This window comes from Pseudoalteromonas sp. NH0006-26 (assembly GCF_057552415.1).
The window spans coordinates 20,394-47,016 of sequence record NZ_BAAJMJ010000005.1; the positions used below are offsets into that span (position 1 = coordinate 20,394).

The window sequence follows — 26,623 nt, forward strand, 5'->3', positions numbered from 1 at the left end:
TCTTAATCTGCTAAGGGTAGTTGCTTTGTTACAAATGCTTTGGCGCTTTGAAAATCATTAAAAAAGCAATCTTGTAAATGAGCATCACGACCTGAGCCATGCATGATCCGCTGTAATTGCCTTATAGCGATAGGAGAGGTGAGAACAAACGCACTGATCAAACAGTTATTAGTCCCCATTGTTTGGCTTACATCTACCATGTTTTTTTCTGCATCGGGGGTAGCAGCAATCACTTCTGGGGAGTGGCTAATATAACCCCAGGGTAAATGCTTAAACGGTTCAATGGTATTTAATAGAGCGGCTTTAAAATGGTTTAATAACTCAGGATTTAAGTTACCTTTAAACTGCCCAATAACTATATTACCCTCAACGCGCAAGCTATAACTGCCGTAGTTATTTTCAAATTTCAATAGCCGCTCCTTTTATTTATTATCCAGTGTACCGATCACTTATTAATAATGTAGTCTAAGGCACCAGAAATTGCAGCAACTTGCGCTAATATGCACTCTTCAGGGTTAGCGGTTGCACTGTCGGGATACACCTCGGTGGTAGTCACATACGCTGCTTCAGAAAATCCCATGCATAGGCCTAAATCACGGGCCGCGTAATTAATTACCCCAAATTGCGTTTGTGGAACGCCAATTAACTGCTGGTTTTCATCACTAGGTGCAATATGCGTTACTTTTTCAACGTGTTCAATAATAGCTTTTTGAAAAGCGGGCTCAGGTTTGTTGCTATCAGCCACTAAATAAAAGCCATCAGGAATGTTCCAGTTGGTGTTTACTTTGCCTTCACGAGCCGCAAGTGCAGGTCTAAATTCACTGTTATCTGAATCGGTTGTTTCATGTAAATCGATGTGAGCAATTAAACGCGTGTTTAACGATTGCACATAGCTCATCACTGCCGCTGATTCTTGCGCTGGGCTGCCTTCATAAAAAGAGCGATTAGGGTCGTTCGCATCTGGGTTCCAACGATTAATTGTTTCATAACCCCATGGGCTAATACAGGGGGTAATTACAATATTAAAGTGTTCAGCGTACTGATTTGCCAGTGTTTTAGCGAATCTTAAAGCGCCATGAACACCACTGGTCTCGTAGCCATGTACGCCGCCCGTAATTAAAACGGTGGCTTTGTTTGTATCAAAATTAACAGTTTTTAACGCGTACAAAGGGTAGCTACCTGCGGCATAATTAAGCTCACCGTATTGCTCCACTTCTAGAGTGTTTTTAAGTTCATCAATTAAAGTGACGACGTCTTGTTGATAACTGCGCTTAATTTTTTGTGCCGCAAGCCATTGGATTTTATTATTGTTGTTCCACTTCTCACCAGGCGTACCAATTGGGTAACTACTGTTATTCATATTAAACCTTTACGTTGAATTATCTCTGGGGGCTATAGAGCACATAGACCATAATGACGAAAATAAAGCGTTAGCTTAACGCTGACTAAAATAACGCGCAAGTATATACGATGAGCTAAAAATTATGACAATTGTATTCTTAACTGCTCTAGCTTGTTTTATCGGTAATGAATTTTCAGCAGTTCGTTAGGTGTTTAGGTAAGTCATAGTATGCAATAGTGATATTATTTATTAATAGTCTATGAAGCAGCATATACACCCTGAAGGGGGTATATCCAAATAGGACTAATTTGAACTAATAAGCTTGGCAGCTCCAAATAGGTAAGTTATTGATAGGTATATGTCAATGCTGATTGGGTGAAAACAAGTTTATTAAAACGTTTTGACAAATTCATCAACGCAGTGATAGTTTTGCGCGCTGGAACGCTGATAGCAAGTTATTCAATCTATTTAACTAGGCTGTTAAGTAAGTATAAAATGAGGCCAATTATAATGAAACCACAGTTCTTATCTTTTAAGTTTCCCTCTGAAATTGCGTTTGTTATTGCTTTTTTTTCTTTATTTCCAACCCATTTATTAGCTAAACAGTCAGAGCAAACTCTTGTTTTAGTGGGGGGAGCTCTCACAACATGTGCCAGTTTAAGTCCTAAAAACTGTGAAAAAAATACTCAAATTTCGGGTAAAACGCATAATGTATTTGCGCTCTCCCACACTAAAATTAGTCAAATAAAGCAACAGTGGCCTAGTAAAAATAGCCAAGCTAAAAACAATACTATTAAAAATTTAGCAACAATGCAGGCTAAATCATCGACCACGTTATCGAAAAAAGAGCTGTTATGGTTGTGGCGCGATGTTGATAGCAAACAGCTCAATAGTTTATCGGATCAAGAATACAATTTTGTACTAGATATGCTTGAAGTAGCTCAAATAAAAAGCGACAACAAGCGACTAAAAGAGCAGGTAAATACTGCGCTTAATAGCGAATCGGCAGCGACAGAGATTTTGCAGTTTATATCGGGAAGTTTAAAAGTTAATGATACTAACCCGAGTATGCTAGCCATTACCGCCTCAAGCAGAGACCCTTATGAATCTGCTGATTTTTACGAAGGATTACTAAGCTTCCCTAATGTAAAATCGCAATGGCTTGCATTAACCCCTGCGCTTGCTAAAGCAATAACCACCAACAAGTGTGATGATTTAACCACGCTTAGGCACTCAGAAATGGGGCTATATCAACGCGAACATATTTACCCTGATCGCACACAAGCTGAATATCAATTGTGTAAAAAAGGCACCGACGCTTTAGTAGAGCTAATAAAAAACAGTACCGGTGTGATGTTTAATGGTGGCGATCAAAGCCTAACTCGAAAAGTATTATTTGATGAAAATAACCAGCCTTACCCTTGGACAAAAGCATTACAGTCTCGCCCTGTTATTGTTGGAACAAGTGCAGGTACCGCGGTGCAAAGTGGTGGGCAAGCCCACGCCGGGACTGTGGTGATGATCACCAATGGCACTAGCTTGTCGGCATTGAAAGAAGGCGCACAAGCCATTGATGCCCCAAGTGAACGCTCAAACAGCGATGGTTTAACTTACAACCGCTTTGGGGGTTTAGGCACATTTAGTTACGGTGTACTCGATACACACTTTAGCGAGCGAAACCGTACATTAAGACTAGGCACTTTGCTCGACGACTTAAACGCAAACAAAGCTCAGCCGACATTCGGTTTTGGTGTAGACGAAACCACAGCCTTAGTGGTGATTAAATCTGAAGCTGGCAATTTAATGACTGTAATTGGCAAAAATGGAGTAGTGATGGTTAAATCAACAGGGCAAGCTCAGGTTAAAACTAAAACCTATAGTTACTCTTATTGGCCTGCTGGCAGTGTGATTGATATTAAAAATAACGATTTTACCTTAAGTCAGCGCAGTATTAGCCAAGCATTACCAGCAATTAAAATACCGCCTTTACCAGTTCAGCGTTTTGGCAGTATTTTAACGGATGCAAAATTACGCTCTTTAACGCAAGCCATGTGCCTTAGCCAAGAACAAACGGCTGTTGGTCAGCAAGGTGAGTTTATTATTAGCCTATCTACCACGCCTGAGTCGGCATATCATCGTATTAGTGCTGCGCAGTATGGCTGTGCGGTGAGTAATTTAGAAATTGCAGTGAGTACCTTTTAATTTAATGCCACGCAAGCTAATTTAATTAAACACGCTGCTTAGTTGATTTTAACTTTAGCGGCCATACTATATTTAAAGCGTGTTTATTAAATCACAACAAAAGGAAGGTTCATGAGTAAAGTAGCGGTTATTTATTTTTCGGGATATGGCCATACCAAAAAAGTGGCTGAATTTGTAGCTGATGGAGCAAACGCTCAGCTTATTGCAATCGATGAGAATGGCGACATAAAAGACACCGATTGGGATGCATTAAACAATGCAGATGCCATTATATTTGGCGCACCTACCTATATGGGCTCATATCCTTGGCAGTTTAAAAAGTTTGTTGATGCTACCTCTAAAGTTTGGTTTACCATGGGGTGGAAAGACAAAGTATTTGGCGGGTTTACTAATAGCGGCAGCCTAAATGGCGATAAACAAGTCACCCTAATTAGTATGCAAACATTGGCTTCGCAACATGGTGGAATTTGGGTAAGCCTAGGGTTACCACCGGCCAATAAACTGGAATCAACTCGTCAAGACATCAATAACTTAGGCGGTTCAGTTGGCGTATTAGTGCAATCACCTACTGATGCAGATGAATCTGCAATTCCATCAGGCGATTTAGAAACGGCTCGTTTATACGGCGAACGTGTAGCTGATGTAGCCAAACGCTTAAAGTAAAAGTCACTCGATAAAATAAGTTAAAAAAGCCACATTGTGTGGCTTTTTTAGTTTGATAATTCCAATTTTTGTTGCTTGTGCTCTAGCTGGTATAAGCTTGAAAATTGACGTTTATGAACTTCAAATAAATACGCTCTTAGCTGCTCTTTACCATGGTGAATGTGTTTAATTTTTGCTGCTATGCCACACTTACTCTGCCTAACTGGTTCTAGGTCTAATGATATCGCCGCTTCGTTAGGTAAAATAAATTGCATATTCTGCAACTCATCAAGTTCACTGTGAACTGATGTGGGTTTTAAAAATATTCCCGTACTTGATATAGATTCAATGCAAAAACCTTGGCTTTGGATATTTAATTCGCTCAACCGCCAGCTGCGCTGAATACCTTTAGTGTCAATTACTTCGGGGGCTTCTAATACGGTACTGAAATGGCCTAATTCATCGGTTTTAAATTGAAGTGGGAACCATAGTTGGTAGTGGGCTACTTCTGCTAATAAGGTTAATTTAGCTTGACCAAGTAAATGCGCAATACCCTCTGGTATTGATGCTTGTACTGTTAACTTTGTTTCATTGATTAATGCACTACTTTGACTAGGTTCAAATAAGCCAGATAAAAAGTTAATTTCTTCGTCAGACAAATCCATGTATTTTCCTTAATACCTAAATTGTGGATTCTATTCCTCACAAGGTTACTGCCCAATGAATGAGCAGTTTATTATTTTGTAAGCTCCGCATAGCGCGGCTAAATTTTTATACAATTAAAAATTTCAACCTTCCTGATTGAATTTTTAAGTTGTTGATTTTAATTGGTTTTGTTTGTTTTTAAACTCGGTGAGTTAAATAGTTGTATGCGTTTTTTAGTATTTTAACCTTATTATCACCAATAAGTTAAGTAATAAAGTGTACAAAATTAAAGCGCTCTTCAACGTTTTTATACCAACTATGCGTAAATGAGACTTAGGTCTAGCTTACGAAGCATAAGGAAATACTTAGAATAGCGCCAAATAAAAATGGGGTTTAAGGGGTTCCAAATGCAATTAGAACGAATTCGTCGTAGCGACTTACACAACAAAGTAATGTCTGCAGAGCAGGCCAGTTTATTTATTAAAGACGGTATGACCGTGGGTATGAGTGGTTTTACTCGTGCCGGTGAAGCGAAAGCTGTACCACGTGCGCTTGCCGAGCGAGTGCGTGAAAACCCAATGAAAATTAACCTAATGACGGGCGCGTCATTAGGAAACGACTTAGATAAGCTACTAACTGAATCAGGTGCGTTAGCGCGTCGTATGCCATTTCAAGTAGACAGCACATTACGTAAAGCGATTAACAACGGTGAGGTCATGTTTATTGACCAGCATTTATCTGAAACCGTTGAACAGCTGCGTAATCATCAGTTAACGATGCCTGATGTAGCGGTCATTGAAGCCGTTGCTATTACCGAAGAAGGCCACATAGTACCTACAACGTCAGTGGGCAATTCAGCCAGCTTTGCTATTTTTGCCAAACAGGTAATTGTAGAAATTAATATGTTACACCAGCCAGAGCTTGAAGGGCTGCACGACATTTATATTCCATCTTATCGTCCTACACGTACGCCAGTGCCGCTAGTGAAAGTAGATGACCGCATTGGTAGTACTGCAATTCCAATTGATCCGGCTAAAATTGTGGGTATTGTATTTACCAATCAAAGTGACTCATTCTCAACCGTTACCGACCCAGATGCAGATACAGCCTCTATTGCACGTCACTTAGTGAACTTTTTTAAAGAAGAAGTAGCACAAGAGCGTATGCCTGAAAACCTAGGCCCATTACAAGCCGGTATAGGTAACATTGCCAACGCAGTAATGATGGGTTTATTAGACTCTGATTTTAAAGACCTCACTATGTATTCAGAGGTACTACAAGATTCTACCTTTGATTTAATTGATGCGGGTAAACTTAATTTTGCATCAGGGTGTTCAATTATTTTATCAGAGCGTTGTAACGCGCAAGTATTTAATAACCTTGAAAAGTACCGCGATAAACTAGTACTTCGCCCACAAGAAATGTCGAACCACCCAGAAATTGTGCGTCGTTTGGGTATTATTGCAATTAACACTGCATTAGAATTTGATATTTACGGCAACGTTAACTCAACCCATGTGTGTGGTACTAAAATGATGAACGGCATTGGTGGCTCAGGCGACTTTGCACGTAATGCCCATGTATCAGTATTTGTAACTAAATCAATTGCTAAAGGTGGCGCTATTTCAAGCGTTGTGCCTATGGTAAGCCATGTTGATCATACCGAGCACGATGTTGATATTTTAGTAACCGAGCAAGGCCTAGCTGATTTACGTGGTTTAGCACCACGCGAACGTGCAATTGAAGTCATTAAGCACTGTGTGCACCCAGATTACCGCAACGCCATGCTTGATTACTACGAGCGTGCTTGTGTACGTGGCGGCCATACGCCTCATATTTTAGAAGAAGCATTCAGCTGGCATACACGCCTTGAACAACAAGGCACAATGAAGCAAAGCTAATACATAAACCCCGCATTTGCGGGGTTTTTAGTTTATGATGCTTTATAGCGCGGTGTTATTGTTTTGCCATAAGGTGGTTTAAGTTTTTACTGTGTGCTGTAAAATAACTGCATACTATTTACAGACTCGCCGTGGCGAGCAACATACAGAGTAACCATAATGGAAAATAAACTAACCGCAATCGACACTCTCGCTGAACTTGAAAGCTTTTTACTGCAAGTGGAAAACGGCGGCTTAGGTTTAACTGGCGTAGCAGGCGTCGGCATGGCAACTAATAATGCCGACGGCAGCCGTTTTGTCGCGGTGTTTGATGACAAGCAACAACTTTTATTAGCCCGTGAAATTACCGAAGAGATTTTTCAAAGCGGCCAAGACATGGTGCGCAACGGCGTAGGGCGTAAGCATTAATACCTCTAGGGTCTGTTGACCTTTCAAGGTTAAATTTGCAGCAGTCTGTTTGGTATTTAGGCAAGGCAGCGCCTATGTGGTGTGGTTATTCCCCATAAATAGGCGATAACGCAGCATCAATGCCAAACAGGCGCTGCCCGAAGGGTTCTGCCTAGGGGCGATTTACTCTTTGTTGCTCGTTTTTGACTTAGCCCACTAGGTTACAAACCTCGCGCCGCGATTAAACCGCCCCTAGTTTGAACAGATTTTAATCCGCAAAGGTCAACAGACCCTAATCTAAAAAGCGCCAAATGGCGCTTTTTTTGTGAGTTTGAATGCTTTTAACCAGTTGTTAAATTTAAAATAAATTTACTCAAATGCCACGCTATGTAATGGTTTTACTATGTAAAAGCGAATAATCACCAAAGTGAAATTATGACTATTCAACAGTTAACAGAGGTTAGTAGTATGGAATTTATTGCTATCGCACTTTTCTTTTTAGTTCTTCTAATAGCCTTCTCTATTGTTTGGGGTACGCTAAAAACGGGAATTTCACCGATGATGAGTTCAAGTAAAGCGCGCCAAGCTATGCTTGCTGAAATAAACATGGATGAAAAGGGCGCATTAATTGATTTAGGTTCAGGGTGGGGAACGCTCGTTATAGCGGTTGCCAAAAAACACCCTAAGAACCAGATTATTGGCTATGAGTTATCTTGGTTTCCTTGGATGATTTCAGTTCTTTTTAAATATAGTTTGGGTTTAGATAACCTTACTCTCTATCGAAAAGACTTTAAAAGTGCCGATCTCAGTGCTGCGTCTACTTTGGTATGTTACTTGTTTCCAGGTGGTATGCTAGCGCTTGAAGATAAGTTAAAACATGAATTGTTTAAAAACATCACTATTGTGAGTAACACTTTTGCTTTGCCTTCATATAAACCAACTAACGTGATCAAACTTAAAGATTTTTACCAAACACCTATTTATGTGTACCACTGGCAACCTCAATAGCGGTATTTAATTAGAACCAGCAAATTTTATGGTTAAATTAGCAAAAAGGTTTTTTAAAACGATCAAAATAAAGAGCGTAATGATGAGCGCAAGCTGAAGTGATTTGCTATTTTACTGGGATAATAAATGCGAACATAGAGAGATATTGTTTAGTGTTAGTGCTTAGCTGATGTCATATTTTTTATCCATAAGTTCATGTTATCTGCAGACATTGGTTTGGCAATATAATAGCCTTGTCCATGATAGCAACCCATGCCTATAAGCACTTTTTCGAGCTCTTGTGACTCTATCCCCTCTGCTACTAGGTTATACCCAAATGCTTTACTTAGCGCCACGATACAGGTAACGATAGACTTGTCTTCCTGGTCTGATAGGAGTTTTTTAACAAAGCTTTGGTCTATTTTTAGTGTATCTAAAGGTAATTTTTTTAAATAACTCAAAGAAGCGTAACCTGTGCCAAAGTCGTCTAAAGCAATACTCACCCCTAAATTTCGACAGCCATTGAGCACGTCGACTGCTTGGTCAACATTTCCAATTGTGGTGCTCTCTAAAATTTCCAACTCGAGTGTTTTTGGCTTTATATTATTGGTGCTGATGAGTAACTCTCTGAGGTTTTCAACAAAGCCTTCACTAAGTAAATGGGCTGGCGAGATATTTACACTCATACAAAGGTGATTTCTTGTCCAAATTTTATGTTGTTTTAGGGCTTCAGCGAGTACCCATTCGCCAATCAATATCCCAATGTGTGGGTGCTCTAATACCTCTGAAAAGTGACCTGGGTAAAGTAAACCCAAAGTAGGGTGATTCCAGCGTATTAGGGCTTCAACGCCAATCAACTGGTGATCCATCAAATTGACCTTTGGTTGATAATGTAAAATAAATTCTTTACGGGCAATGCCTTTCTCGGCAGCCAATAATAAATCATGTTTAGCATGCCTTAGACTTTCTTCTTCCGGATCAAAAAACAGAATTCGGTTTGTCCCAGACCTTTTAGCTTGGTACATGGTTTGGTCGGCTCGGCGTAAAACGTCATCGCAGCTTAAGCCATCATTATTAGGAAGCGCAACGCCAACACTAGCTGAAATTTGAACAGAGCACGAAAACTCTGCTAATTTTATCGGATCGTTTACCTCAATCAGCACCTCTTGTAACAGAATCTCATATTCTTGTATCGTGTGCGCAGCCCCCCTTAATAAAAAGATAAACTCATCTCCGCCGATACGCGCGAGTGTATCTTCTTTACGTAATGTACTTTGTAGCCTCTGGGCAATGGTTTTTAACACGAAATCACCGGTTTCATGACCGTATTTGTCATTAATGGGTTTAAAGTTATCTAAATCTAAATAGGCAACGGCGAGCTTTTGCTTAGATTTAATGGCCTGTTGAAGTTGATCAATTAAAATAGGGCGGCTTGCTAAGCCTGTTAGGCTATCGTAGTGTGCCATGTCATGAAGTTTTTTTTCTAAGCTTGCGCGTTGAATGGAGCTAGATATAGAGTGTATCAACTGAGCGCTTTTTAATTGGTTTTTAAGTAAATAATCGCTTGCTCCTAGCCGCATAGCTTCTGCTGCTATTTTTTCATCTCCCAAGCCTGTGACCATAATCACAGCACAATGGTTATTAACAGACTTTCTAATATTATCTAGCAAGGTAAGCCCCGAGCCGATACCTAATCGATAATCAACTATGACACAATCAAACTCCCCATGCTCAAGATAAGACATCGAGCTTTCAATAGAGGATGCCTCTGAAATTTTCGCCTGTATATTAGAGCGAGATATCATACGGCGTATTTGCTCTCTATCAACCGCATCGTCATCAACAATGAGTAGGTTAATACTGTCGCAGGTTTCAAAGTGATCTATTGAAGTTATCATATCCATATCTCTTGCTAAGATGGCTTATTCAAGCTCAACGGCATGTATATAAGCATCCATAAGTGTCGCTAATTTGGCAAACTGCGGGCCAATTGCATGTTTAACCATATAACCTGCTACGTTGTTATGGTACGCGCGAGTGCGATCGTTATCCTCATTTGAGGTTGTTAGGATAAATACAACGGTATTGTTTAATTTTTTATCTTTACGAATATGTTCTAAAAACTCAAAGCCATTCATCACTGGCATATTCAGGTCTAGCAATACTAAGTAGGGCTCTGATATTTCTTTTTGTTGTGCTTTTTCTCGTAATGCATCGAGCGCAAGTTTTCCGTTTTCTTTCCAAATTATTTTAATTTTAGGATCAACTTTTCTTAAGCTTCTTGTTACGGCTTCTGCGGCAACATCGTCATCCTCAACAAGCAGTATAGACAGATTTTTGATCATAAATTTTCTTTCCTTGCAAAGCGCGGCCACCAAACATGAAATGTAGAGCCTTTTTGCGGCTCATTTGAACTAACAGAAATACGCCCACCATGAGTTTGTGCGAGGCGCCTACTAATAGACAAGCCTATACCTGAACCCGACTTATCATCTGAGGTTGTTTGAAATAAACTAAAAATACGCTCGTAAGCCTCTGCTGGTATACCGGGGCCATCATCAGTAACCGTTATATGGCAAAGCGTATTTTCTGCTACACAACGAATCTCTATAGTTCCCTCTTTACTGTCATGGTGTTTAATGGCATTACTTAGCAAATTACGAACAACGGTTTCAAGCGGCGTCCATGCAGTGACAATGGTATTTAATTGAATGTCTTTATGAAGCTTCATTCCAGCCGGTAAATCTAACAGTTCGGTAACGTTAGAAATTAATTTATGCATATCGATTACTTGAGTATTTGGGGTAGCTTTGCCAGCTCTTGCATAGGCCAATAAATTATCAATTAACGTCTCCATTTTATGAATACGGTCATCAATACGTGTTAAGTTATATTCCACTTCAGCTGTAGTAGTGCCTAAATCTTCTTTTATCCATTCAATTAAGTTTGAAATGCCCCGCAATGGAGAGCGTAAATCATGAGAAGCCACATAGGTAAACTCTTTCAGGCTAGTGTTATTTTCTTTTAGCTCAGTTTCCATTCGTTTTCGTTCTGTTATATCTAATAACGACACAAACACCATATCTTCGTCATTGGTATTTATAAAAGGGCTCAATCCCACCTCAACGGGGAATTCTTTACCGTCTTTGTGTAAGGCGGTTAAATCTCTGCCTACTCCCATCCTTCTGACACTGGGCTCACGGTGAAATGAATGACGAAGGGCAGAGTGATGCCCTTGGTAGCGCTGCGGTAATAACATTTCCATTTTTTTATCGAGTAGTTCTATTTCACTGTAGCCAAAAGATTTACATAACGATTGATTTACCGCTTGTATAATGCCCGCTTGGTCGACTATTAACACACCATGAGGTGCAGCCTGAATAGATCGTTGGAACATATTATTTGCGCGCAGCCTTTGCGATATATCAACCAGTGTGGCTAAAACTAATTCTTGTTGTCCGTGTATTGGGTTTAAGCCTATTTCGATTGGGATTTGCTTACCATTTTTTTGACTCGCAAATAACTCACGGCCTTCACCCATTAAGCGTTTTCGAGGGTTAGCAAAAAACTGACTCATCAAATGGGTATGATTGGCTTTAAATTGCGCCGGAAGTAAACTATCTATGTTCATTCCTATGAGTTTTGAACCCTCATAGCCTAGTATTTCAGATAGTTGACTATTGGCAAAAAGGATCTGAGCATCAGTATTAACTATCATTGCCCCCATGGGTAAACAATTAACTAGCTGAGTTAAAAATGCTTCATCCATATTTACATTTGCACTTGGCGAATTAGATTTTTTATTTACTTTTTTAAGGTCCATCAAGCATCCGGCAAGTAAATTTAGTTCCCATAATATAGTAATAGTCGAACAAGTAATGAACAGCAAACTTAGAGGAAGATCATGTTATTTAAATACCCATTTTAATAATTTCTTCTTATATTTTAGCGAGTCGTTATAGGTGAAAAAGGCATATTGATTTAGGGTTGGGGTGGGGAATATTAGTTGTAGTGCTTATTAGATATAGCTTTGTTTTAGATAACCCTACACTCTATCGCAAAGGATTCAAAAATGCTGATTTTAGTACGGCTACTATTTGTGTTAACTATTTATTGGCGCTCGGCATGGCTTGAAAACAAACTAATGTATAGAAAAGGCCAAATCTTGACTTCAGACATCATACTTATTGAATGCCTGCCCACAGCTGCATATCAATAAACTCAAGCCAATACATCAGAAAGTAAAAGTAAATACGTGCTTCTTTATTATTTGAAAAGTATTTAAGTGAGGCGTCACATAACCTCAATACCTTTGAAATCAAAAAAGCAGAAAAACAGTCAATAAATTGGTTGGTGCGATAAATGTGCGATATTTTTTATTATTAAATTAGGTAGTACGACAGGAAAATAGTTTTAACTAGAGAAAATAGAATTTAAAGAGGGATTAATGGTCGGTATGGAGAGATTCGAACTCTCGACCCCTGCCACCCCATGACAGTGCGCTACCAAGCTGCGCCACATACCGACTTCGATAGCAATAGTACGTGTATTTATAAAAAAATCAATAAGCTTTTGTTTGTTTGGATGTTTATTGCGCAAGCGCTTAGTTTTAAGCGCTTGCGCAGAGTGTTTTACACGGCCTTAGTCTTTATTTAACCACTGGTTGATCGTGTTATACATTTCATCTCGTAGTATTGGTTGGGCAGTTTTGTTAGGGTGTAAGTTATCGTTTTGCATTAGCTCGCTTTTTCCTGCTACTTTAAGCACAAAAAACGGCATTAAATGCGAGTCGGTAGCTTCACTAACACTGGCAAAACTATCGGTAAACATTTTACTGTAACGCGGGCCATAGTTAGGTGGAATATATATTTCCATAAGTGCGGTTTGCGCATCTGCAGCTTGGCTTTTTTCAATTAAAGCCGTCAAGTTAGCCTGCATTTTAGTGATAGGAAAACCGCGTAGGCCATCATTAGCACCGAGCTCAATAAGTACGTGAGTGGGTTGATATTGCTCAAGTAGCGCGTCTAATCGGCGCAATGCACCGCCGGTGGTTTCGCCGCTAATACTGGCATTAACTAAGTTGATAGGGCGTTGCTTGGCATCGTATTTATCTTGTAACAATTGCACCCAGCCTTGTTCTTGTTTTAAGCCATAGGCTGCGCTTAAACTATCACCAAGTATTAAAATCGTGTTGTTAGCTGCCGCGTGTAGTGGGTTAATAACTAAAAATAAAATGAATACACAACGTAGGATTGAATGAGTCATATGTCAGCGCTTTCTCAATTAAATATAATTCAAGTAAATGGTCTATCTAAAGTGGTTACCACCTTTGAAGGTGAGTTGTCCATCCTCAGCGACATCAGCTTTAATGTCAAGCATGGCGAGTCTGTTGCCGTAGTAGGCACCTCTGGTTCCGGTAAGTCTACATTATTGAGCTTGCTAGCAGGGCTTGATACCGCCAGCAGTGGCGAGGTAATGTTAGATGGTGAGCCTTTGCACAAGTTAGATGAAGAAGCGCGAGCAGCACTGAGAGCCGCTAAAGTTGGCTTTGTGTTTCAGTCTTTTATGTTGGTGCAAAGTTTAACCGCACTTGAAAATGTGATGCTACCCGCTGAGCTTGCTGGCGAACACGACGCTAAAGAGCAAGCGCTCGCGCTACTTGAAAAGGTTGGCTTGAGCCATCGTATTGATCATTACCCGTCGCAGTTATCTGGTGGTGAGCAACAGCGTGTTGCCATTGCCCGTGCATTTGTGGGTTCACCAAAAATATTATTTGCCGATGAGCCATCAGCTAACTTAGATAGCAAAAATGGCCATATGATTGAGTCGTTATTATTTGATTTAAATAAGCAAAATGGTACTACGCTTATTTTAGTTACCCACGATGAAGCACTGGCGCAAAAGTGTGAACGTATTATTCAGATTGAAGCCGGTGAGCTGGTACATAACTCAACTGAGGAAATGGCAAATGTGGGCTAAATTAGCGCTTAAACTATTTTCTCGTGAGTTTCGCCGTGGTGAACTAACCGTAATAAGTGCTGCCATTGCTTTAGCGGTATTAACCGTGCTTACTTTATCTATGGTGACCGAGCGAATAGCAGAAAGTATTGCCCAAAAAAGCAGTGCATTTATAGCAGCAGATAGAGTATTGGCCAGTAACCACGCCATAGATACCGCTTTTATTACTCAAGCTGAGCAGCAAAACCTTGAAACAGCTCAAATGGTGTATTTTGACACTATGTTGTTTGCAAACGATGAAATGCAATTTAGCTCAGTAAAAGCTGCGTCAAACAGTTACCCGCTTAAAGGTCAGTTAAAAGTTAAGTCTGGCTTAAACGCTGAAACAGAAGTTGCCCCGAGTGCACCAACACCAGGTAACGTGTGGCTAAGTGAATCGGTTTTTTACAGTTTAAACATAAACGTAGGCGACCAAGTTGAGCTGGGTGCTGCGTTATTCAATGTAGAAAAGGTGATTGTAGAAGAACCTGATGCGCCGTTTAATGTGTTCTCTAGTAGCCGCAGAGTATTAATAAACATTGCCGATGTACCAAAAACTGAAGTAATACAGCCCGGTAGCCGTGTATTTTACCGCCAGTTGTATGCAGGTGATGAAAGCGATATCAACAGTTTTTACGATTGGTTAAAACCCCAACTTAAAGAAAACCAAAATTGGTATGGTGTAAAAGATCGCCAATCGCCTATTTCAAATAGCTTAAACAGAGCTGAAAGCTTTTTGTTATTAGCCGGTTTGCTAGGGATTATTTTAGCCGCGGTTGCTATTGCAGTATCGGCTAAGCGCTATTGTGAGCGCCAATACGACCCAGTCGCAATGATGAAAACCTTAGGCGGCAGCCGCGATATGATCCGCAAAATTTACCTTATGCACTTATTAATGGTATGTACCATGGCGGTGGTTGTTGGTCTAGCTATTGGCTATGGTTTGCAAGAGCTGGCTACCGGTTATTTAGCTAAAAGTATGGGCACCGAACTGCCCATGGCGGGCTTTAAACCTTGGCTGGTGGCGATTAGCACCGGGGTTATTTGTGCGGTTATGTTTTCTATTAAGCCATTGTTAGACTTATTTGATATTCCACCACTTAGAGTGCTTCGCCGTAATTTAGGCGATCGCCTTGCGGTAAGTAAAATTCATTTAGGGCTAAGTGCACTCACCGTGTTTTTATTAATGTGGTTATTTAGTAATAACATTAAAATTACCCTTATTTTGTTTGTCTCAACGCTTGCGCTTATTTTGGTGTTATTTTTAATTTCTAAGTTAATATTTGGTGGTGGCCGCAAGCTTGGCTTAAAGCCGGGTAACAGCTGGTCGTTGGCTATTGCGTCTATTCAAAAGCGCGCCAATGTTAATGCAGTGCAGTTAATTAGTTTTTCGTTAGCGATTAAATTACTATTATTTTTAATTGTGCTTAAAAACGATATTATTTCTGATTGGCAGTCACAATTGCCAAGTGATGCGCCTAACGCTTTTTTAGTTAACATCACGCAAAATGAACTGGATCCAGTTAATGAATATTTAGCACAAAAGGGCATTCAGGTGTCGGAGTTTTACCCGACTATTCGTGGTCGCGTAAATGCCGTCAACGGTGAAGCGGTTGCGCGTGAAGTGTCACTGCAAGACAACGAGAAAAAAGACGAAGAAGCCCGCTCAGGCATTGGTCGCGAACTTAACTTAACCTGGCTTGATGACGTTCCTTCACAAAATGACATTATCGATGGCCAGTGGTTTGGCGATGACGCCGTAGCTGAGGCCTCACTTGAAGAGTCGATGATGCAGCGCCTAGATGTGAAAATGGGCGATACCCTCACGTTTTTAATTGGTGCGCAGTCGTTCGACGCTAAAATAACCAGTGTGCGAAAAGTAAATTGGGCTACCCTCAAGCCTAACTTTTTTATTATTTTAAGCCCTGATGTACTAAGCGACTTTCCGGCGACCTATATTTCATCGGTACGCATTGAGCCTGAGCAAAAGCGCGACTTTAGCCAGTTATTACGTACATATCCCACGATTACAGCAATTGATGTAGATAACTTTGTTAAGCAAATACAATCGACTATTGAACAAGTGTCGTTAGCCATTGGTTTTGTATTGGCTATTGTGGTGCTATGTGGTGCGTTGGTATTAATATCGCAGGTGCAAGCAAGCTTAGGTGAGCGCATGCAAGAAATTGTAATATTGCGTACGTTAGGCGCTAAAAGCCGATTAATAAAAAATGCCACCTTGTATGAGTTTTTATTACTGGGCGGTTTAGCCGGACTAGTCGCTGCATTTTTCAGTGATATAGCACTGTTAATAGTACAGCAGCAAATGTTTGATTTGGCAGGTAAGCTGCATCCTAATATTTGGATTATTGGCCCCGTTGCTGGTGGCGTGTTTGTAGCAGGGTTAGGCTATTTTATGATTGCTCGTACGCTCAAACAAAATACTCAAGGCTTAGTGCGCGCTTTAGCGTAAACTTTGCGGCCAAATAGCGTTTAAATGCCTACTTTTTAAGTAGGCATTTTTGTTTTGGCTTGGTACTGGTAATTTATACAGTGCTCTGGCATTATTAGCATTATTAATGAATAACAATAATGAGAGTGCTGTTTGGCCATTATTTTAGGGATCGATCCGGGCTCGCGTTTAACGGGTTACGGTGTGGTTGCGCACCAAGGTGCTAAGTTTACTTACTTAGGCAGTGGCTGTATTAAATTAGCCGATCACGACTTTCCCACCCGACTTAAAATGATCTACCAAGGTATTACGCAGCTTATAGAGCAGTTTTCGCCTGAAACATTCGCTATAGAAAAAGTATTTATGGCGCATAACCCTGATTCTGCTTTAAAACTTGGTCAAGCTCGTGGTGCTGCCATTGTCGGTGCCTCTATGGCCGACTTACCAGTGTTTGAATACTCAGCACGGCAAATAAAGCAAGCTGTAGTGGGTAACGGTGGTGCCGATAAATCGCAAGTACAACATATGGTTAAAAATATACTTAAACTGCCGGGTACGCCACAAGCCGATGCAGCAGATGCACTCGCGATTGCGATTTGCCATGCTCACTCTGAACAAAATTTAATAAAACTAGCGGGTAGCGCAAGCAAAACCGTTAGAGGACGTCTAAGGAAATAACAATGATAGGTCGCTTAAACGGCGTGTTAGTTGAAAAACAGCCCCCAGAAATATTATTAGAAGTGAGTGGTGTTGGCTACGAAGTACAGATGCCAATGACCTGTTTTTATGATTTACCCAAAGTCGGCGACAACGCCATTGTGTACACTCACTTTGTAGTACGCGAAGACGCACAGTTATTGTTTGGCTTTAATAATAAAACCGAACGAGCCTTATTTAGAGAGCTGTTAAAAGCCAATGGCGTAGGGCCAAAATTGGGTTTAGCTATTTTGTCTGGTATGTCGGCGCAGCAGTTTGTAAGTTGCGTAAATAATGAAGATGCTACCGCTTTGGTTAAATTGCCAGGTGTGGGTAAAAAAACCGCAGAGCGTTTAGTGCTCGAAATGAAAGATCGATTAAAAAATTGGGGCAACGATTTATTTACCCCGTTTAGCGATAGCGCCGTAATAGAGCCTGCGAGCGATGCAACTATAGCCAATAATGCGGCCGATGATGCGGTTTCGGCGTTAGTGGCGCTCGGTTATAAATTGCCACAAGCGCAAAAAGCAGTAAAATCAGTAAGCAAACCCGATATGTCGACTGAGGTTCTAATTAAAGAATCTTTGAAATCAATGCTGTGAGTAAATTATGATCGAAGCTGATCGCTTAATAGATGCTGCTGAAAAAACCAATGAAGACACCATAGACCGTGCTATTAGGCCTAAGTTACTGGCTGACTACCGTGGTCAGCCGCATGTTAAGCAACAAATGGAAATATTTATTGAAGCTGCGCGAAGCCGCAGCGAAGCGTTGGATCATTTATTAATATTTGGTCCGCCAGGCTTAGGTAAAACCACACTTGCTAATATTGTAGCCAATGAGCTAAATGTAAATATTAAAACCACCTCGGGCCCTGTGCTTGAAAAAGCCGGCGATTTGGCAGCATTGCTTACTAACCTTGAAGAGGGTGATGTACTATTTATTGATGAAATACATCGCTTAAGCCCGCAAGTAGAAGAAATACTCTACCCTGCAATGGAAGATTACCAGCTCGATATAATGATAGGTGAAGGGCCAGCAGCACGCTCTATTAAGCTTGATTTACCTGCATTTACTTTAATTGGCGCAACTACCCGTGCGGGGTCATTAACCTCACCACTGCGTGACCGCTTTGGTATTGTACAGCGTTTAGAGTTTTATTCTGTGGAAGACTTATCGCATATTGTGGGGCGCTCAGCGCATTACCTTGATTTAGTAATGTGTGACGATGGCGCCGCCGAAATAGCCAAGCGCTCTCGTGGCACGCCGCGTATTGCAAACCGTTTATTGCGCCGTGTGCGCGATTACACCCAAGTTAAATCAGATGGTACGGTTAATGCTGAGGTTGCTCAACAAGCCCTCGATATGATTGATGTTGATAAAAGTGGTTTTGATTACATGGACCGCAAATATTTACTCGCCATTATTGAAAAATTTATGGGTGGCCCCGTTGGTCTTGATAACCTAGCCGCGGCCATAGGCGAAGAAAAAGAAACCATAGAAGATGTGATTGAGCCGTTTTTAATTCAACAAGGGTTTATTCAGCGCACGCCACGCGGACGAATTGTGTCGGATAATGCGTACCATCATTTTGGTTTGTTACCTAAAAAAGATTAAAGATTAATTAGATTCTTTCTAAAGCCACTGTCATTTTAACGACAGTGGCTTTTTAGTATGGGCAAAGATAAATTGAGACGTATTTTACTTTGCCAATAATTCACTGAGCGTTAAGACATATCAGGCTATTGTTCGCCTGCTGTGACAGTGTTTAGGCCGAATTTAGATGGTTTGCTAAATTGCAGGCAAAAAAAAGCCCGCAAAAAATGCGGGCAAACAACAAGTTTAAGGAAGTAATCTAGGGAACTACGTTTTACTTGTTGAGGTCATACCCCAAGAAGTAAAAAAGTAATACGAAATAAATCATATTACGAGGAACTGGATTCAATGAAATAGCTTTCATTTAATGCGCTAGCTCGGTATGGGAGAATAATACCGAAGCGACACAATTTGTTCAAACTAGAAAATTTATATTTTCAGATAAAAAAAACTAATAGCAGCGGTTTTTTGTTTTAGCTTATTGTTGCATGTTAATTAATCATTAATTCTATAAGTTAATGAAATGCTTTGTTTATGTATATTAACATATTAACGTTCGGTATTAGTTTTACTATTACGTTAAGGTAAGGATGTGGTAATTATGAGTGCTTATGCATTAATTTTGAATAAACAGCGTGTTTTTGTAACTCTTTAGTGAATCTAAGCGCGCTAATATACAGCCTTGTTGTTATTTATTTATACAGTAGAACAAGAGTTAAATAGTAAATATTGAGTAAAGCTGTTTTTTTAACGTTTTTTGTTGTCTATTCACAGCAATATCGTTGTCAGCAGGAAATACACTAGATACACTAGCTAAACTTTAATGGTGGCGAATGTATTGCTAAGTTACCTTACTCAAATAAATCAATTTGATGTTTTTTAATTATTTAGGAGTTTAACGTGGGATCAGGGCTTAATTTTTTAGATCTAATTCTAGAAGCCAGTTTGCTTGTGCAATTAGTAATGCTAGCGTTGGTTGCTATGTCGGTTATGTCGTGGGCTATTATTTTTCAACGTAAAAAAGCCATCTCTGACGCCTTAGCAAATGCCAAAAAATTTGAGCAACGTTTTTGGTCTGGTGTTGACCTAAGTAAACTATATAACGAAATTTCATCACGCGGTGGCCAATCAGCTGGCATTGAAGCGTTATTCACTTCAGGCTTTAAAGAATTTGCACGTCATAAAAAAAATACCTTTCAAAGTGCGGGCATTGTAATGGAAGGCACACACCGTTCGATGCGGGTTGCGCTTTCTCGTGAAATAGAAAAACTAGAATCAAGCTTATCGTTTTTAGCAACAGTGGGTTCAATTAGCCCATACATCGGCTTATTTGGTACGGTGTGGGGTATTATGAATGCCTTTATTGCTCTAGGTGAAGTAAAGCAAGCAACCTTACAAATGGTTGCACCCGGTATCGCAGAGGCACTAATTGCTACAGCAATGGGTTTGTTTGCGGCAATTCCAGCTGTTATTGCTTACAACCGATTTGCTAATAAAGTTGAAAAGTTAGAATCTCACTACATTAACTTTATGGAAGAATTTGCCAATATCTTACACCGTCAAGCAGCTACCCAAATAGAGGCTCAAGCGAATGTACCAGCGTAAAAAGCGTCGCCCAGTCGCAGAAATTAATGTAGTACCATACATTGATGTAATGTTGGTGCTGCTTATTATATTTATGGCCACTGCGCCGTTAATTACTCATGGTGTAAAAGTAGACCTACCAAAAATGGAAGAGTCGGACTTAGTCGATACCAAGGACACGCCACCCATTATTGCCTCTATTGATGCCGATGGTAAGTATTACGTAAGTGTAGGTACCGATCCTGAAGAGCCAATGGAAGCATTAGATGTGGCTGCAGTAATTAAACTACAACTAATGAAAAACCCTGATGTGCCTGTGATGATAAAAGGCTCGGGTAAAGTGTCGTATCAGGAAGTGTTACTGTTAATGGACTTTTTAAAAAATGCAGGTGTACCGTCGGTCGGGTTAATGACCGAATCCTTTGAGGGGACCAAGTAACTGTATGAGTAGTTCATTAATTAAATCAGTATTGCTGCATTTAGCGTTAGGTGGGTTTTTGTATGCGTCAGCAAACATTCATCCTCCTAAACCTAAAGTAATGGAAGTGACGCTTAATGCGGCTATTCCTGAACCAGAGAAAGCGGTTTCGGCGGTTACGGTTGATCAAAAGCAAGTTGAGCAAAAAATAGCTGAGCTTAAAAAGAAAGAAGATGATAAAAAGCGTGCTGAAGATAAACGCATTCGCGATTTAGAACGCAGAGCAGCCGATGCACGTAAACAGCGTGAAGCTGAAGCAAGGCGCATTAAAAAGCTTGAACAGCAGCGCAGAGCGAAAGAAAAAGAAACCGCAGAAGCGCAAGCACAAGCTAAAAAAGCCCGAGAAATAGAACAGCGCGAGCGAGCAAAAGCTAAGCAAGCCGAAAAGCAAAAGCAAGAAGCTGAAAACGCAGCAAAAGCAGCTGCCGATAAACGCAAAGCGGAAGAAGCGGCACTTAAAAAAGCTGAAGAAGAGCGTAAAAAACGCGCTGAAGAAGCAGAACGTAAACGTCAGCAAGCATTGCAAGAACAAATGCTGCAAGAGCAACTTGCCAAAGAGCAGGCGGCTCGTAATAAAATACGTCAACAGCAAGTAGTCAGTGAAGTTGATAAATTCCGCGCTCTAATTATGGCGCGTATTCAACAAAACTTACTAATTGATGAAAAAATGAAAAACCAGCAATGCCGCATTAATATCCGTCTTGGATTTAATGGGCTAGTAACGCAGGTAAAATCGTTAGGCGGTGATAAGTTAGTGTGTGAGGCTGCATTAAGAGCCGTTCGCATGGCCGACACATTACCGGTATCTAAAGACAAAGACGTATTCGAGCAACTAAAGAATATTAATATAACCATCGCGCCAGAGTTTTAAGGGATGACATGTTTAACAAAATTAAAATAGCCTGTTTAGTTTTAATATTAGGATTTCAAAGTGTGGCACATGCAGCACTTGAAATTGTTATTACTGAAGGTATAGACGGCGCAAGACCGATTGCGATTGTGCCATTTAAATACCAAGGTATTGGTCCTATTCCAGAGCAGCTAAGTGATGTAATTGCTGCCGATTTAATGCGCAGCGGCAAGTTTAAGCCTGTGAGTGTGTCGCAAATGCCGCAACAACCTCACAAAGATGCGGATATTGATTACAGTGCTTGGGTAAATCAAGGTGTAGAGGCTGTATTGGTTGGTGAAGTAGAACAGCAAACCAACGGACGCTATTTAGTGCGATATGAGCTGGTTGATGTTATTCGCGGCCAAATCACTGGCGGTGAAACACAAATGATGAGCAGCGGTAAGCTGATTCAAAGCCAAGATCATATTTTAGAAGCGCGTCAAAGCGTGATTGGTGAAACTGGCTTTCGTCGTTACTCGCACCGCATCAGTGATGTAATTTATGAAAAACTTACCGGTGAAAAAGGCGCGTTTTTAACAAAAATAGCCTATGTTATTGTTCGTGATACTGATGAAAAGCCTTATCAGTTAGTAGTTGCTGACTACGATGGCTTTAATGAACAAGTATTATTGCGCTCAAAAGAGCCATTAATGTCGCCAGTATGGTCGCCCGATGGGACTAAATTAGCGTATGTAACGTTCGAAAATCGGCAGAGCCAAATTTTTATTCAAGACATTTATACCGGTAAACGTGAATTGATCACCAGCTATAAAGGAATTAACGGTGCGCCGCAGTTCTCGCCAGACGGTAAAAAGCTACTGTTAGTGCTGTCAAAAGATAAAACTGGTGCAACTGAGGTTTACTTATTAGACTTACTAACACGTAAAGAGACACGATTAACTCGCCATCGCAGTATAGATACCGAACCTTCGTGGTACCCAAATGGTCAAGATATAGTATTTACGTCGGAAAGGGGTGGTAATGCTCAGATTTATAAGTTAAATTTAAAAACTGGCAGATCTCAAAGATTAACCTTTGACGGTGACATGAACCTAGCGGGTTCTATTTCGCCAGACGGAAAAGAATTAGTGATGGTAAACCGTACTAACGGACAGTATCATCTTGCTAAGAAAGAGTTGGCTACAGGTGCGTTCCAAGTTTTAACCCGAACTCGCCTTGATGAATCGCCGAGCATAGCGCCAAATGGCTCGATGATTATATATAGCACGCTCCATAATAATAAACAGGTACTTGCGCTAGTATCGATGGACGGCCGTTTTAAAGCACGCTTACCTGTGCTTGATGGACAAGTAAAGGCACCGGCTTGGTCGCCATATTTACAGTAATAATTGCTGGTTTACTCAAAATAGGAATCTACTCAATGCAACTTAACAAAATACTTAAAGGCCTGCTAATTGCTGTGCCAGTAATGACACTAGCAGCTTGTAGCTCATCTTCAGATATCGATGAAAATGCAGCTAACCAGTCAAACCAAGCAACTGTTGAACAAACAACTGATACAGTTGAAGTAGCAACAATGACGCCAGAGCAACAAGCTGAAGAGCAACTTCGTCAAAAGTACGAGGCGCTTCGTCAAGAGCAAATCATTTACTTTGGTTTTGACACTGCAACGATTCAAGGTCAATACGGCGAGCTACTTCGTGCACACGCTGAGTTTTTAGTTAAAAACCCTTCAGTTAAAGTATTAATCGAAGGCCACGCAGATGAGCGCGGTACGCCAGAGTACAACATTGCACTGGGTGAGCACCGTGGACAAGCAGTTGAAAAATACCTACAAAGTTTAGGTGTTTCTGAAAGCCAAATTTCAGTAGTTAGCTACGGCGAAGAGAAGCCAATGGTTAAATCTCGCACTGAAGAAGCTTTCGCTAAAAACCGCCGTGCGGTACTAGTTTACTAAGATAAGAGATATTATGAAGCCGAAAATTATTTTGGCAGCCATGATATTGAGCGGGAGCACCCAGTTAATGGCTGCTCCCGCTCCTGTTTCAGAAGCTGCAAGTTCACAGTCGAGCATTGAAAAGCGTTTAGCGACGCTTGAAAAGATGATGCAACAGCGTAACTTCTTACAAGTAGAGTTACAGCAACAGCTTAACTTACTGCAAGATGAAGTGAGTCAAATTCGCGGTGTTACCGAAGAGCAAAGCTATAAACTAGAAAAAGTATTGCAGCGCCAGCGTGAGCTTTATCAAGAAATAGAAAACCGTGTTAGCCAAGCATATGCTAAACCGGCCACTCCAGCACCTACAACAGACTACACGCAACCAGGTAGTGATCAGAGCTACAGCAGTGATTTATCTGAAAACGAAGCGTACGAGCGTGCTGTTGCGCTTATAATGAAAGATAAGCGCTATGATCAAGCTATTCCAGAATTTCAAGCGTTCTTAACAACGTATCCAAATTCAGTGTACACCTCGAACGCACATTATTGGCTTGGGCAATTATTAACGATTAAAAATGACGGTGTAAAAGCAGCCGAGCATTTCAAAGTAGTTGTTAACGAATTTCCAAACTCAAATAAGCGCCCAGATGCAATGTTAAAGCTTGGTACACTTTTACAAGAGCAAGGGTTAAAGGCTGAAGCGCAAAAAATACTGAATGAGCTTATCAATCAGTACCCAAGTACAACTGCTGCTAAATTAGCCACAGATCGCTTATCAAAATAAATGTTGATGCTTGATTAGACTGCTTTTTGTCATAAGCGGTCTAAATTTGCTCAACTAGACATAAAAACTTAAAAAAAGAGACAATTTCGGTTGCACTCATTTTATAAATAAGTATTATAAGCGCCCGCAGCAAACGAATGGTAACCCCACTCGAAATGCGACAAAAAGAGCGGGTCATTAGCTCAGTTGGTAGAGCAGTGGACTTTTAATCCATTGGTCGATGGTTCAAGTCCATCATGACCCACCATTCTTTATTGTTAATAAAGTTTGGTCTTTAATCGGCGGATTTACGCAATGTGTTAACAAACACACAGAGCGGGTCATTAGCTCAGTTGGTAGAGCAGTGGACTTTTAATCCATTGGTCGATGGTTCAAGTCCATCATGACCCACCATTCTTTTTTAAACTAGAATGGTCTAATCGGCGGATTTACGCGTACTTACTTTTTACAAGTAAACCAGAGCGGGTCATTAGCTCAGTTGGTAGAGCAGTGGACTTTTAATCCATTGGTCGATGGTTCAAGTCCATCATGACCCACCATTCTTAATTGAATGGCTATAATCGGCGGATTTACGCAGCCTTACTTTTTATAAGTAAACCAGAGCGGGTCATTAGCTCAGTTGGTAGAGCAGTGGACTTTTAATCCATTGGTCGATGGTTCAAGTCCATCATGACCCACCATTCTTTACTGAATGGTTATAATCGGCGGATTTACGCAGCCTTACTTTTTATAAGTAAACCAGAGCGGGTCATTAGCTCAGTTGGTAGAGCAGTGGACTTTTAATCCATTGGTCGATGGTTCAAGTCCATCATGACCCACCACTTCTGGTACACTTTCTCCGTATAAAATGTCTCCTAGTATCTCACTTATTTTTATTTATAAACTGCCTGACTAGATTGCTATTATTTAGCGCTCGTTTCTCGTATAATTTGCGTCATTAATTGCACTGTAAATAAAGTGGTCGAGAACATGAGTTTAGCTCAAACTATTATGCCTGAAGGTTATATTTTCCCTCCTAAGCCGGCACCGTTAACACAAGACGAAAAAGGCGAATATAAAGCGCGTATAAAACAATTACTGCAAGAGAAAAACGCGGTACTTGTTGCTCATTATTACACTGATCCTGAAATTCAAGCGCTTGCTGAAGAAACGGGCGGCTGTGTAGCCGATTCACTCGAAATGGCACGTTTTGGCGCTCGCCATGAAGCCGACATGATCATCGTCGCGGGTGTACGTTTTATGGGTGAAACTGCTAAAATTTTAACGCCTAACAAAACCGTGGTGATGCCAACACTTGAAGCGACTTGTTCATTAGATATTGGTTGCCCAGTGGATGAGTTTTCAGCGTTTTGTGATCAACACCCAGACCGTAAAGTGGTAGTGTATGCTAATACCTCTACCGCGGTTAAAGCGCGTGCTGATTGGATAGTTACCTCATCGTGTGCACTTGAAATAGTTGAGCACTTAGATGAGCAAGGCGAAAAAATTATATGGGGCCCCGATAAGCATTTAGGCAGCTATATTCAAAAGAATACTGGCGCCGATATGATCATGTGGAATGGCGCATGTATCGTACATGATGAATTTAAAACCAAAGCGCTAAAAGACTTTAAAGTCTTGCATCCAGACGCAGGCGTATTGGTGCATCCAGAATCACCGGCTGAAATTGTTGAACTTGCTGATGCTGTTGGCTCTACTAGCCAGCTCATTAAAGCAGCGCAAACTATGCCTAATAAAAAGTTTATTGTGGCGACCGATCGCGGTATCTTTTATAAAATGCAGCAACTATGCCCAGATAAAGAGTTTTTTGAAGCGCCAACGGCTGGTAGCGGCGCTACATGTAAAACTTGCGCTCACTGCCCTTGGATGGCAATGAACGGCTTACAAGCGATTGAGGAAGCACTGATTGATGCCAGCGGTAAAGAAGTGTTTGTTGATATGGATTTGCGTGAAGGCGCACTTAAATCATTAAATCGCATGCTAGACTTTACAGCCAATATGGAAAAATAATAAATAGCAATATAATGCATTAGATAAAGGCGATACTCAGGTATCGCCTTTTTTATTTGCTTATAGGTGGTTAGTTTGATTATTGAGCAGTTAAAAGCGTGATGTTAAAAAGGCCTTGCACCAAGCAA

General features: G+C 40.7%; 24 protein-coding genes and 6 tRNA genes. 22 read left to right on the forward strand and 8 right to left on the reverse strand.

What is annotated here, in order from left to right:
* Nucleotides 1-2 precede the first annotated feature (2 nt).
* Together AC27JR_RS08915 and AC27JR_RS08920 are read right to left on the reverse strand one after the other, a co-directional pair.
* Complete coding sequence (locus tag AC27JR_RS08915; protein WP_076919169.1) at nt 3-410, reverse strand: hypothetical protein; 408 nt, start codon at nt 408-410, stop codon at nt 3-5.
* A 35-nt stretch (nt 411-445) separates the two neighbouring features.
* The gene (locus tag AC27JR_RS08920; RefSeq protein WP_487173371.1) at nt 446-1,360 is read right to left on the reverse strand and encodes a M14 family metallopeptidase; all 915 of its coding nucleotides are present in this window, start codon (nt 1,358-1,360) and stop codon (nt 446-448) included.
* A 492-nt stretch (nt 1,361-1,852) separates the two neighbouring features.
* Here AC27JR_RS08920 and AC27JR_RS08925 point away from each other — a divergent pair, with 492 nt between their 5' ends.
* Together AC27JR_RS08925 and AC27JR_RS08930 are read left to right on the forward strand one after the other, a co-directional pair.
* Nucleotides 1,853-3,544, forward strand: coding sequence for a cyanophycinase (locus AC27JR_RS08925; RefSeq protein WP_487173372.1), 1,692 nt, complete (start codon nt 1,853-1,855; stop codon nt 3,542-3,544).
* A 111-nt stretch (nt 3,545-3,655) separates the two neighbouring features.
* Nucleotides 3,656-4,207 (forward strand): flavodoxin family protein, encoded by a 552-nt coding sequence (locus AC27JR_RS08930; RefSeq protein ID WP_131690813.1) that lies wholly within the window; start codon nt 3,656-3,658, stop codon nt 4,205-4,207.
* 47 nt (nt 4,208-4,254) lie between these two features.
* Here the strand turns inward: AC27JR_RS08930 and AC27JR_RS08935 are convergent, their stop codons facing one another.
* Nucleotides 4,255-4,851 carry a hypothetical protein gene (locus AC27JR_RS08935; RefSeq protein WP_487173373.1) on the reverse strand — a complete coding sequence of 199 codons (597 nt, stop codon included), beginning with the start codon at nt 4,849-4,851 and terminating at the stop codon, nt 4,255-4,257.
* 387 nt (nt 4,852-5,238) lie between these two features.
* On the opposite strand from AC27JR_RS08935, the gene scpC reads away from it, so the two are divergent.
* The 3 genes from scpC to AC27JR_RS08950 all read left to right on the forward strand — a co-directional run bounded on the left by scpC (nt 5,239) and on the right by AC27JR_RS08950 (nt 8,127).
* A complete protein-coding gene (scpC, locus tag AC27JR_RS08940) occupies nt 5,239-6,732 on the forward strand; it encodes a succinyl-CoA:acetate CoA-transferase ScpC (RefSeq protein WP_487173374.1) in 1,494 nt (497 codons plus the stop codon).
* Nucleotides 6,733-6,891: 159 nt separating this feature from the next.
* Nucleotides 6,892-7,140, forward strand: a complete 249-nt coding sequence (locus AC27JR_RS08945; RefSeq protein WP_008114111.1) for a hypothetical protein — start codon at nt 6,892-6,894, stop codon at nt 7,138-7,140.
* 414 nt (nt 7,141-7,554) lie between these two features.
* Entirely contained in the window at nt 7,555-8,127 is a 573-nt protein-coding gene (locus AC27JR_RS08950) for a methyltransferase (protein WP_487173375.1), read from the forward strand.
* 155 nt (nt 8,128-8,282) lie between these two features.
* Here AC27JR_RS08950 and AC27JR_RS08955 read toward each other — a convergent pair whose 3' ends face one another.
* From AC27JR_RS08955 to AC27JR_RS08975, 5 genes are all read right to left on the reverse strand, one after another.
* Nucleotides 8,283-10,004 (reverse strand): two-component system response regulator, encoded by a 1,722-nt coding sequence (locus AC27JR_RS08955; RefSeq protein WP_487173376.1) that lies wholly within the window; start codon nt 10,002-10,004, stop codon nt 8,283-8,285.
* 24 nt (nt 10,005-10,028) lie between these two features.
* Nucleotides 10,029-10,451, reverse strand: a complete 423-nt coding sequence (locus tag AC27JR_RS08960) for a response regulator (RefSeq protein WP_008114117.1) — start codon at nt 10,449-10,451, stop codon at nt 10,029-10,031.
* A complete protein-coding gene (locus tag AC27JR_RS08965; RefSeq protein ID WP_487173377.1) occupies nt 10,448-11,929 on the reverse strand; it encodes a PAS domain-containing sensor histidine kinase in 1,482 nt (493 codons plus the stop codon). Before AC27JR_RS08965 ends, AC27JR_RS08960 begins: the two co-directional genes overlap by 4 nt.
* Nucleotides 11,930-12,554: 625 nt before the next feature.
* Nucleotides 12,555-12,631 (reverse strand) — tRNA-Pro (locus AC27JR_RS08970).
* A gap of 116 nt (nt 12,632-12,747) precedes the next feature.
* Nucleotides 12,748-13,371 (reverse strand): arylesterase, encoded by a 624-nt coding sequence (locus AC27JR_RS08975; protein WP_008114125.1) that lies wholly within the window; start codon nt 13,369-13,371, stop codon nt 12,748-12,750.
* Between AC27JR_RS08975 and AC27JR_RS08980 the strand changes: the two genes are divergently transcribed.
* The 17 genes from AC27JR_RS08980 (at nt 13,372) to nadA (ending at nt 26,495) form a co-directional block, all read left to right on the forward strand.
* A complete protein-coding gene (locus AC27JR_RS08980) occupies nt 13,372-14,085 on the forward strand; it encodes an ABC transporter ATP-binding protein (RefSeq protein WP_487173514.1) in 714 nt (237 codons plus the stop codon).
* Nucleotides 14,075-16,576 carry an ABC transporter permease gene (locus tag AC27JR_RS08985; protein ID WP_076919149.1) on the forward strand — a complete coding sequence of 834 codons (2,502 nt, stop codon included), beginning with the start codon at nt 14,075-14,077 and terminating at the stop codon, nt 16,574-16,576. The genes AC27JR_RS08980 and AC27JR_RS08985 overlap by 11 nt, the downstream gene beginning before the upstream one ends.
* Before the next feature lie 132 nt (nt 16,577-16,708).
* Nucleotides 16,709-17,233, forward strand: coding sequence for a crossover junction endodeoxyribonuclease RuvC (gene ruvC, locus AC27JR_RS08990; protein ID WP_008114131.1), 525 nt, complete (start codon nt 16,709-16,711; stop codon nt 17,231-17,233).
* Nucleotides 17,234-17,235: 2 nt separating this feature from the next.
* Complete coding sequence (ruvA, locus tag AC27JR_RS08995) at nt 17,236-17,853, forward strand: Holliday junction branch migration protein RuvA (RefSeq protein WP_008114133.1); 618 nt, start codon at nt 17,236-17,238, stop codon at nt 17,851-17,853.
* A 7-nt stretch (nt 17,854-17,860) separates the two neighbouring features.
* Entirely contained in the window at nt 17,861-18,868 is a 1,008-nt protein-coding gene (gene ruvB, locus AC27JR_RS09000; protein ID WP_008468403.1) for a Holliday junction branch migration DNA helicase RuvB, read from the forward strand.
* An 879-nt stretch (nt 18,869-19,747) separates the two neighbouring features.
* The gene (gene tolQ, locus AC27JR_RS09005; protein WP_008114137.1) at nt 19,748-20,452 is read left to right on the forward strand and encodes a protein TolQ; all 705 of its coding nucleotides are present in this window, start codon (nt 19,748-19,750) and stop codon (nt 20,450-20,452) included.
* Nucleotides 20,439-20,870, forward strand: coding sequence for a protein TolR (gene tolR, locus AC27JR_RS09010; RefSeq protein ID WP_008114139.1), 432 nt, complete (start codon nt 20,439-20,441; stop codon nt 20,868-20,870). Before tolQ ends, tolR begins: the two co-directional genes overlap by 14 nt.
* Before the next feature lie 4 nt (nt 20,871-20,874).
* Nucleotides 20,875-21,780, forward strand: coding sequence for a cell envelope integrity protein TolA (tolA, locus tag AC27JR_RS09015; protein WP_008114140.1), 906 nt, complete (start codon nt 20,875-20,877; stop codon nt 21,778-21,780).
* Between the two features lie 8 nt (nt 21,781-21,788).
* Nucleotides 21,789-23,147, forward strand: coding sequence for a Tol-Pal system beta propeller repeat protein TolB (tolB, locus tag AC27JR_RS09020; RefSeq protein WP_008468400.1), 1,359 nt, complete (start codon nt 21,789-21,791; stop codon nt 23,145-23,147).
* Between the two features lie 35 nt (nt 23,148-23,182).
* Nucleotides 23,183-23,719, forward strand: coding sequence for a peptidoglycan-associated lipoprotein Pal (gene pal, locus AC27JR_RS09025; protein WP_008114144.1), 537 nt, complete (start codon nt 23,183-23,185; stop codon nt 23,717-23,719).
* Between the two features lie 13 nt (nt 23,720-23,732).
* A complete protein-coding gene (gene ybgF, locus AC27JR_RS09030) occupies nt 23,733-24,485 on the forward strand; it encodes a tol-pal system protein YbgF (RefSeq protein WP_131690821.1) in 753 nt (250 codons plus the stop codon).
* A gap of 171 nt (nt 24,486-24,656) precedes the next feature.
* Nucleotides 24,657-24,732: transfer RNA gene (locus AC27JR_RS09035), tRNA-Lys, on the forward strand.
* Between the two features lie 70 nt (nt 24,733-24,802).
* Nucleotides 24,803-24,878: transfer RNA gene (locus AC27JR_RS09040), tRNA-Lys, on the forward strand.
* 70 nt (nt 24,879-24,948) lie between these two features.
* Nucleotides 24,949-25,024 (forward strand) — tRNA-Lys (locus AC27JR_RS09045).
* A gap of 65 nt (nt 25,025-25,089) precedes the next feature.
* Nucleotides 25,090-25,165 (forward strand) — tRNA-Lys (locus AC27JR_RS09050).
* A 65-nt stretch (nt 25,166-25,230) separates the two neighbouring features.
* Nucleotides 25,231-25,306: transfer RNA gene (locus AC27JR_RS09055), tRNA-Lys, on the forward strand.
* A gap of 148 nt (nt 25,307-25,454) precedes the next feature.
* Entirely contained in the window at nt 25,455-26,495 is a 1,041-nt protein-coding gene (gene nadA, locus AC27JR_RS09060; RefSeq protein WP_487173378.1) for a quinolinate synthase NadA, read from the forward strand.
* The last annotated feature ends 128 nt before the right edge of the window (nt 26,496-26,623 follow it).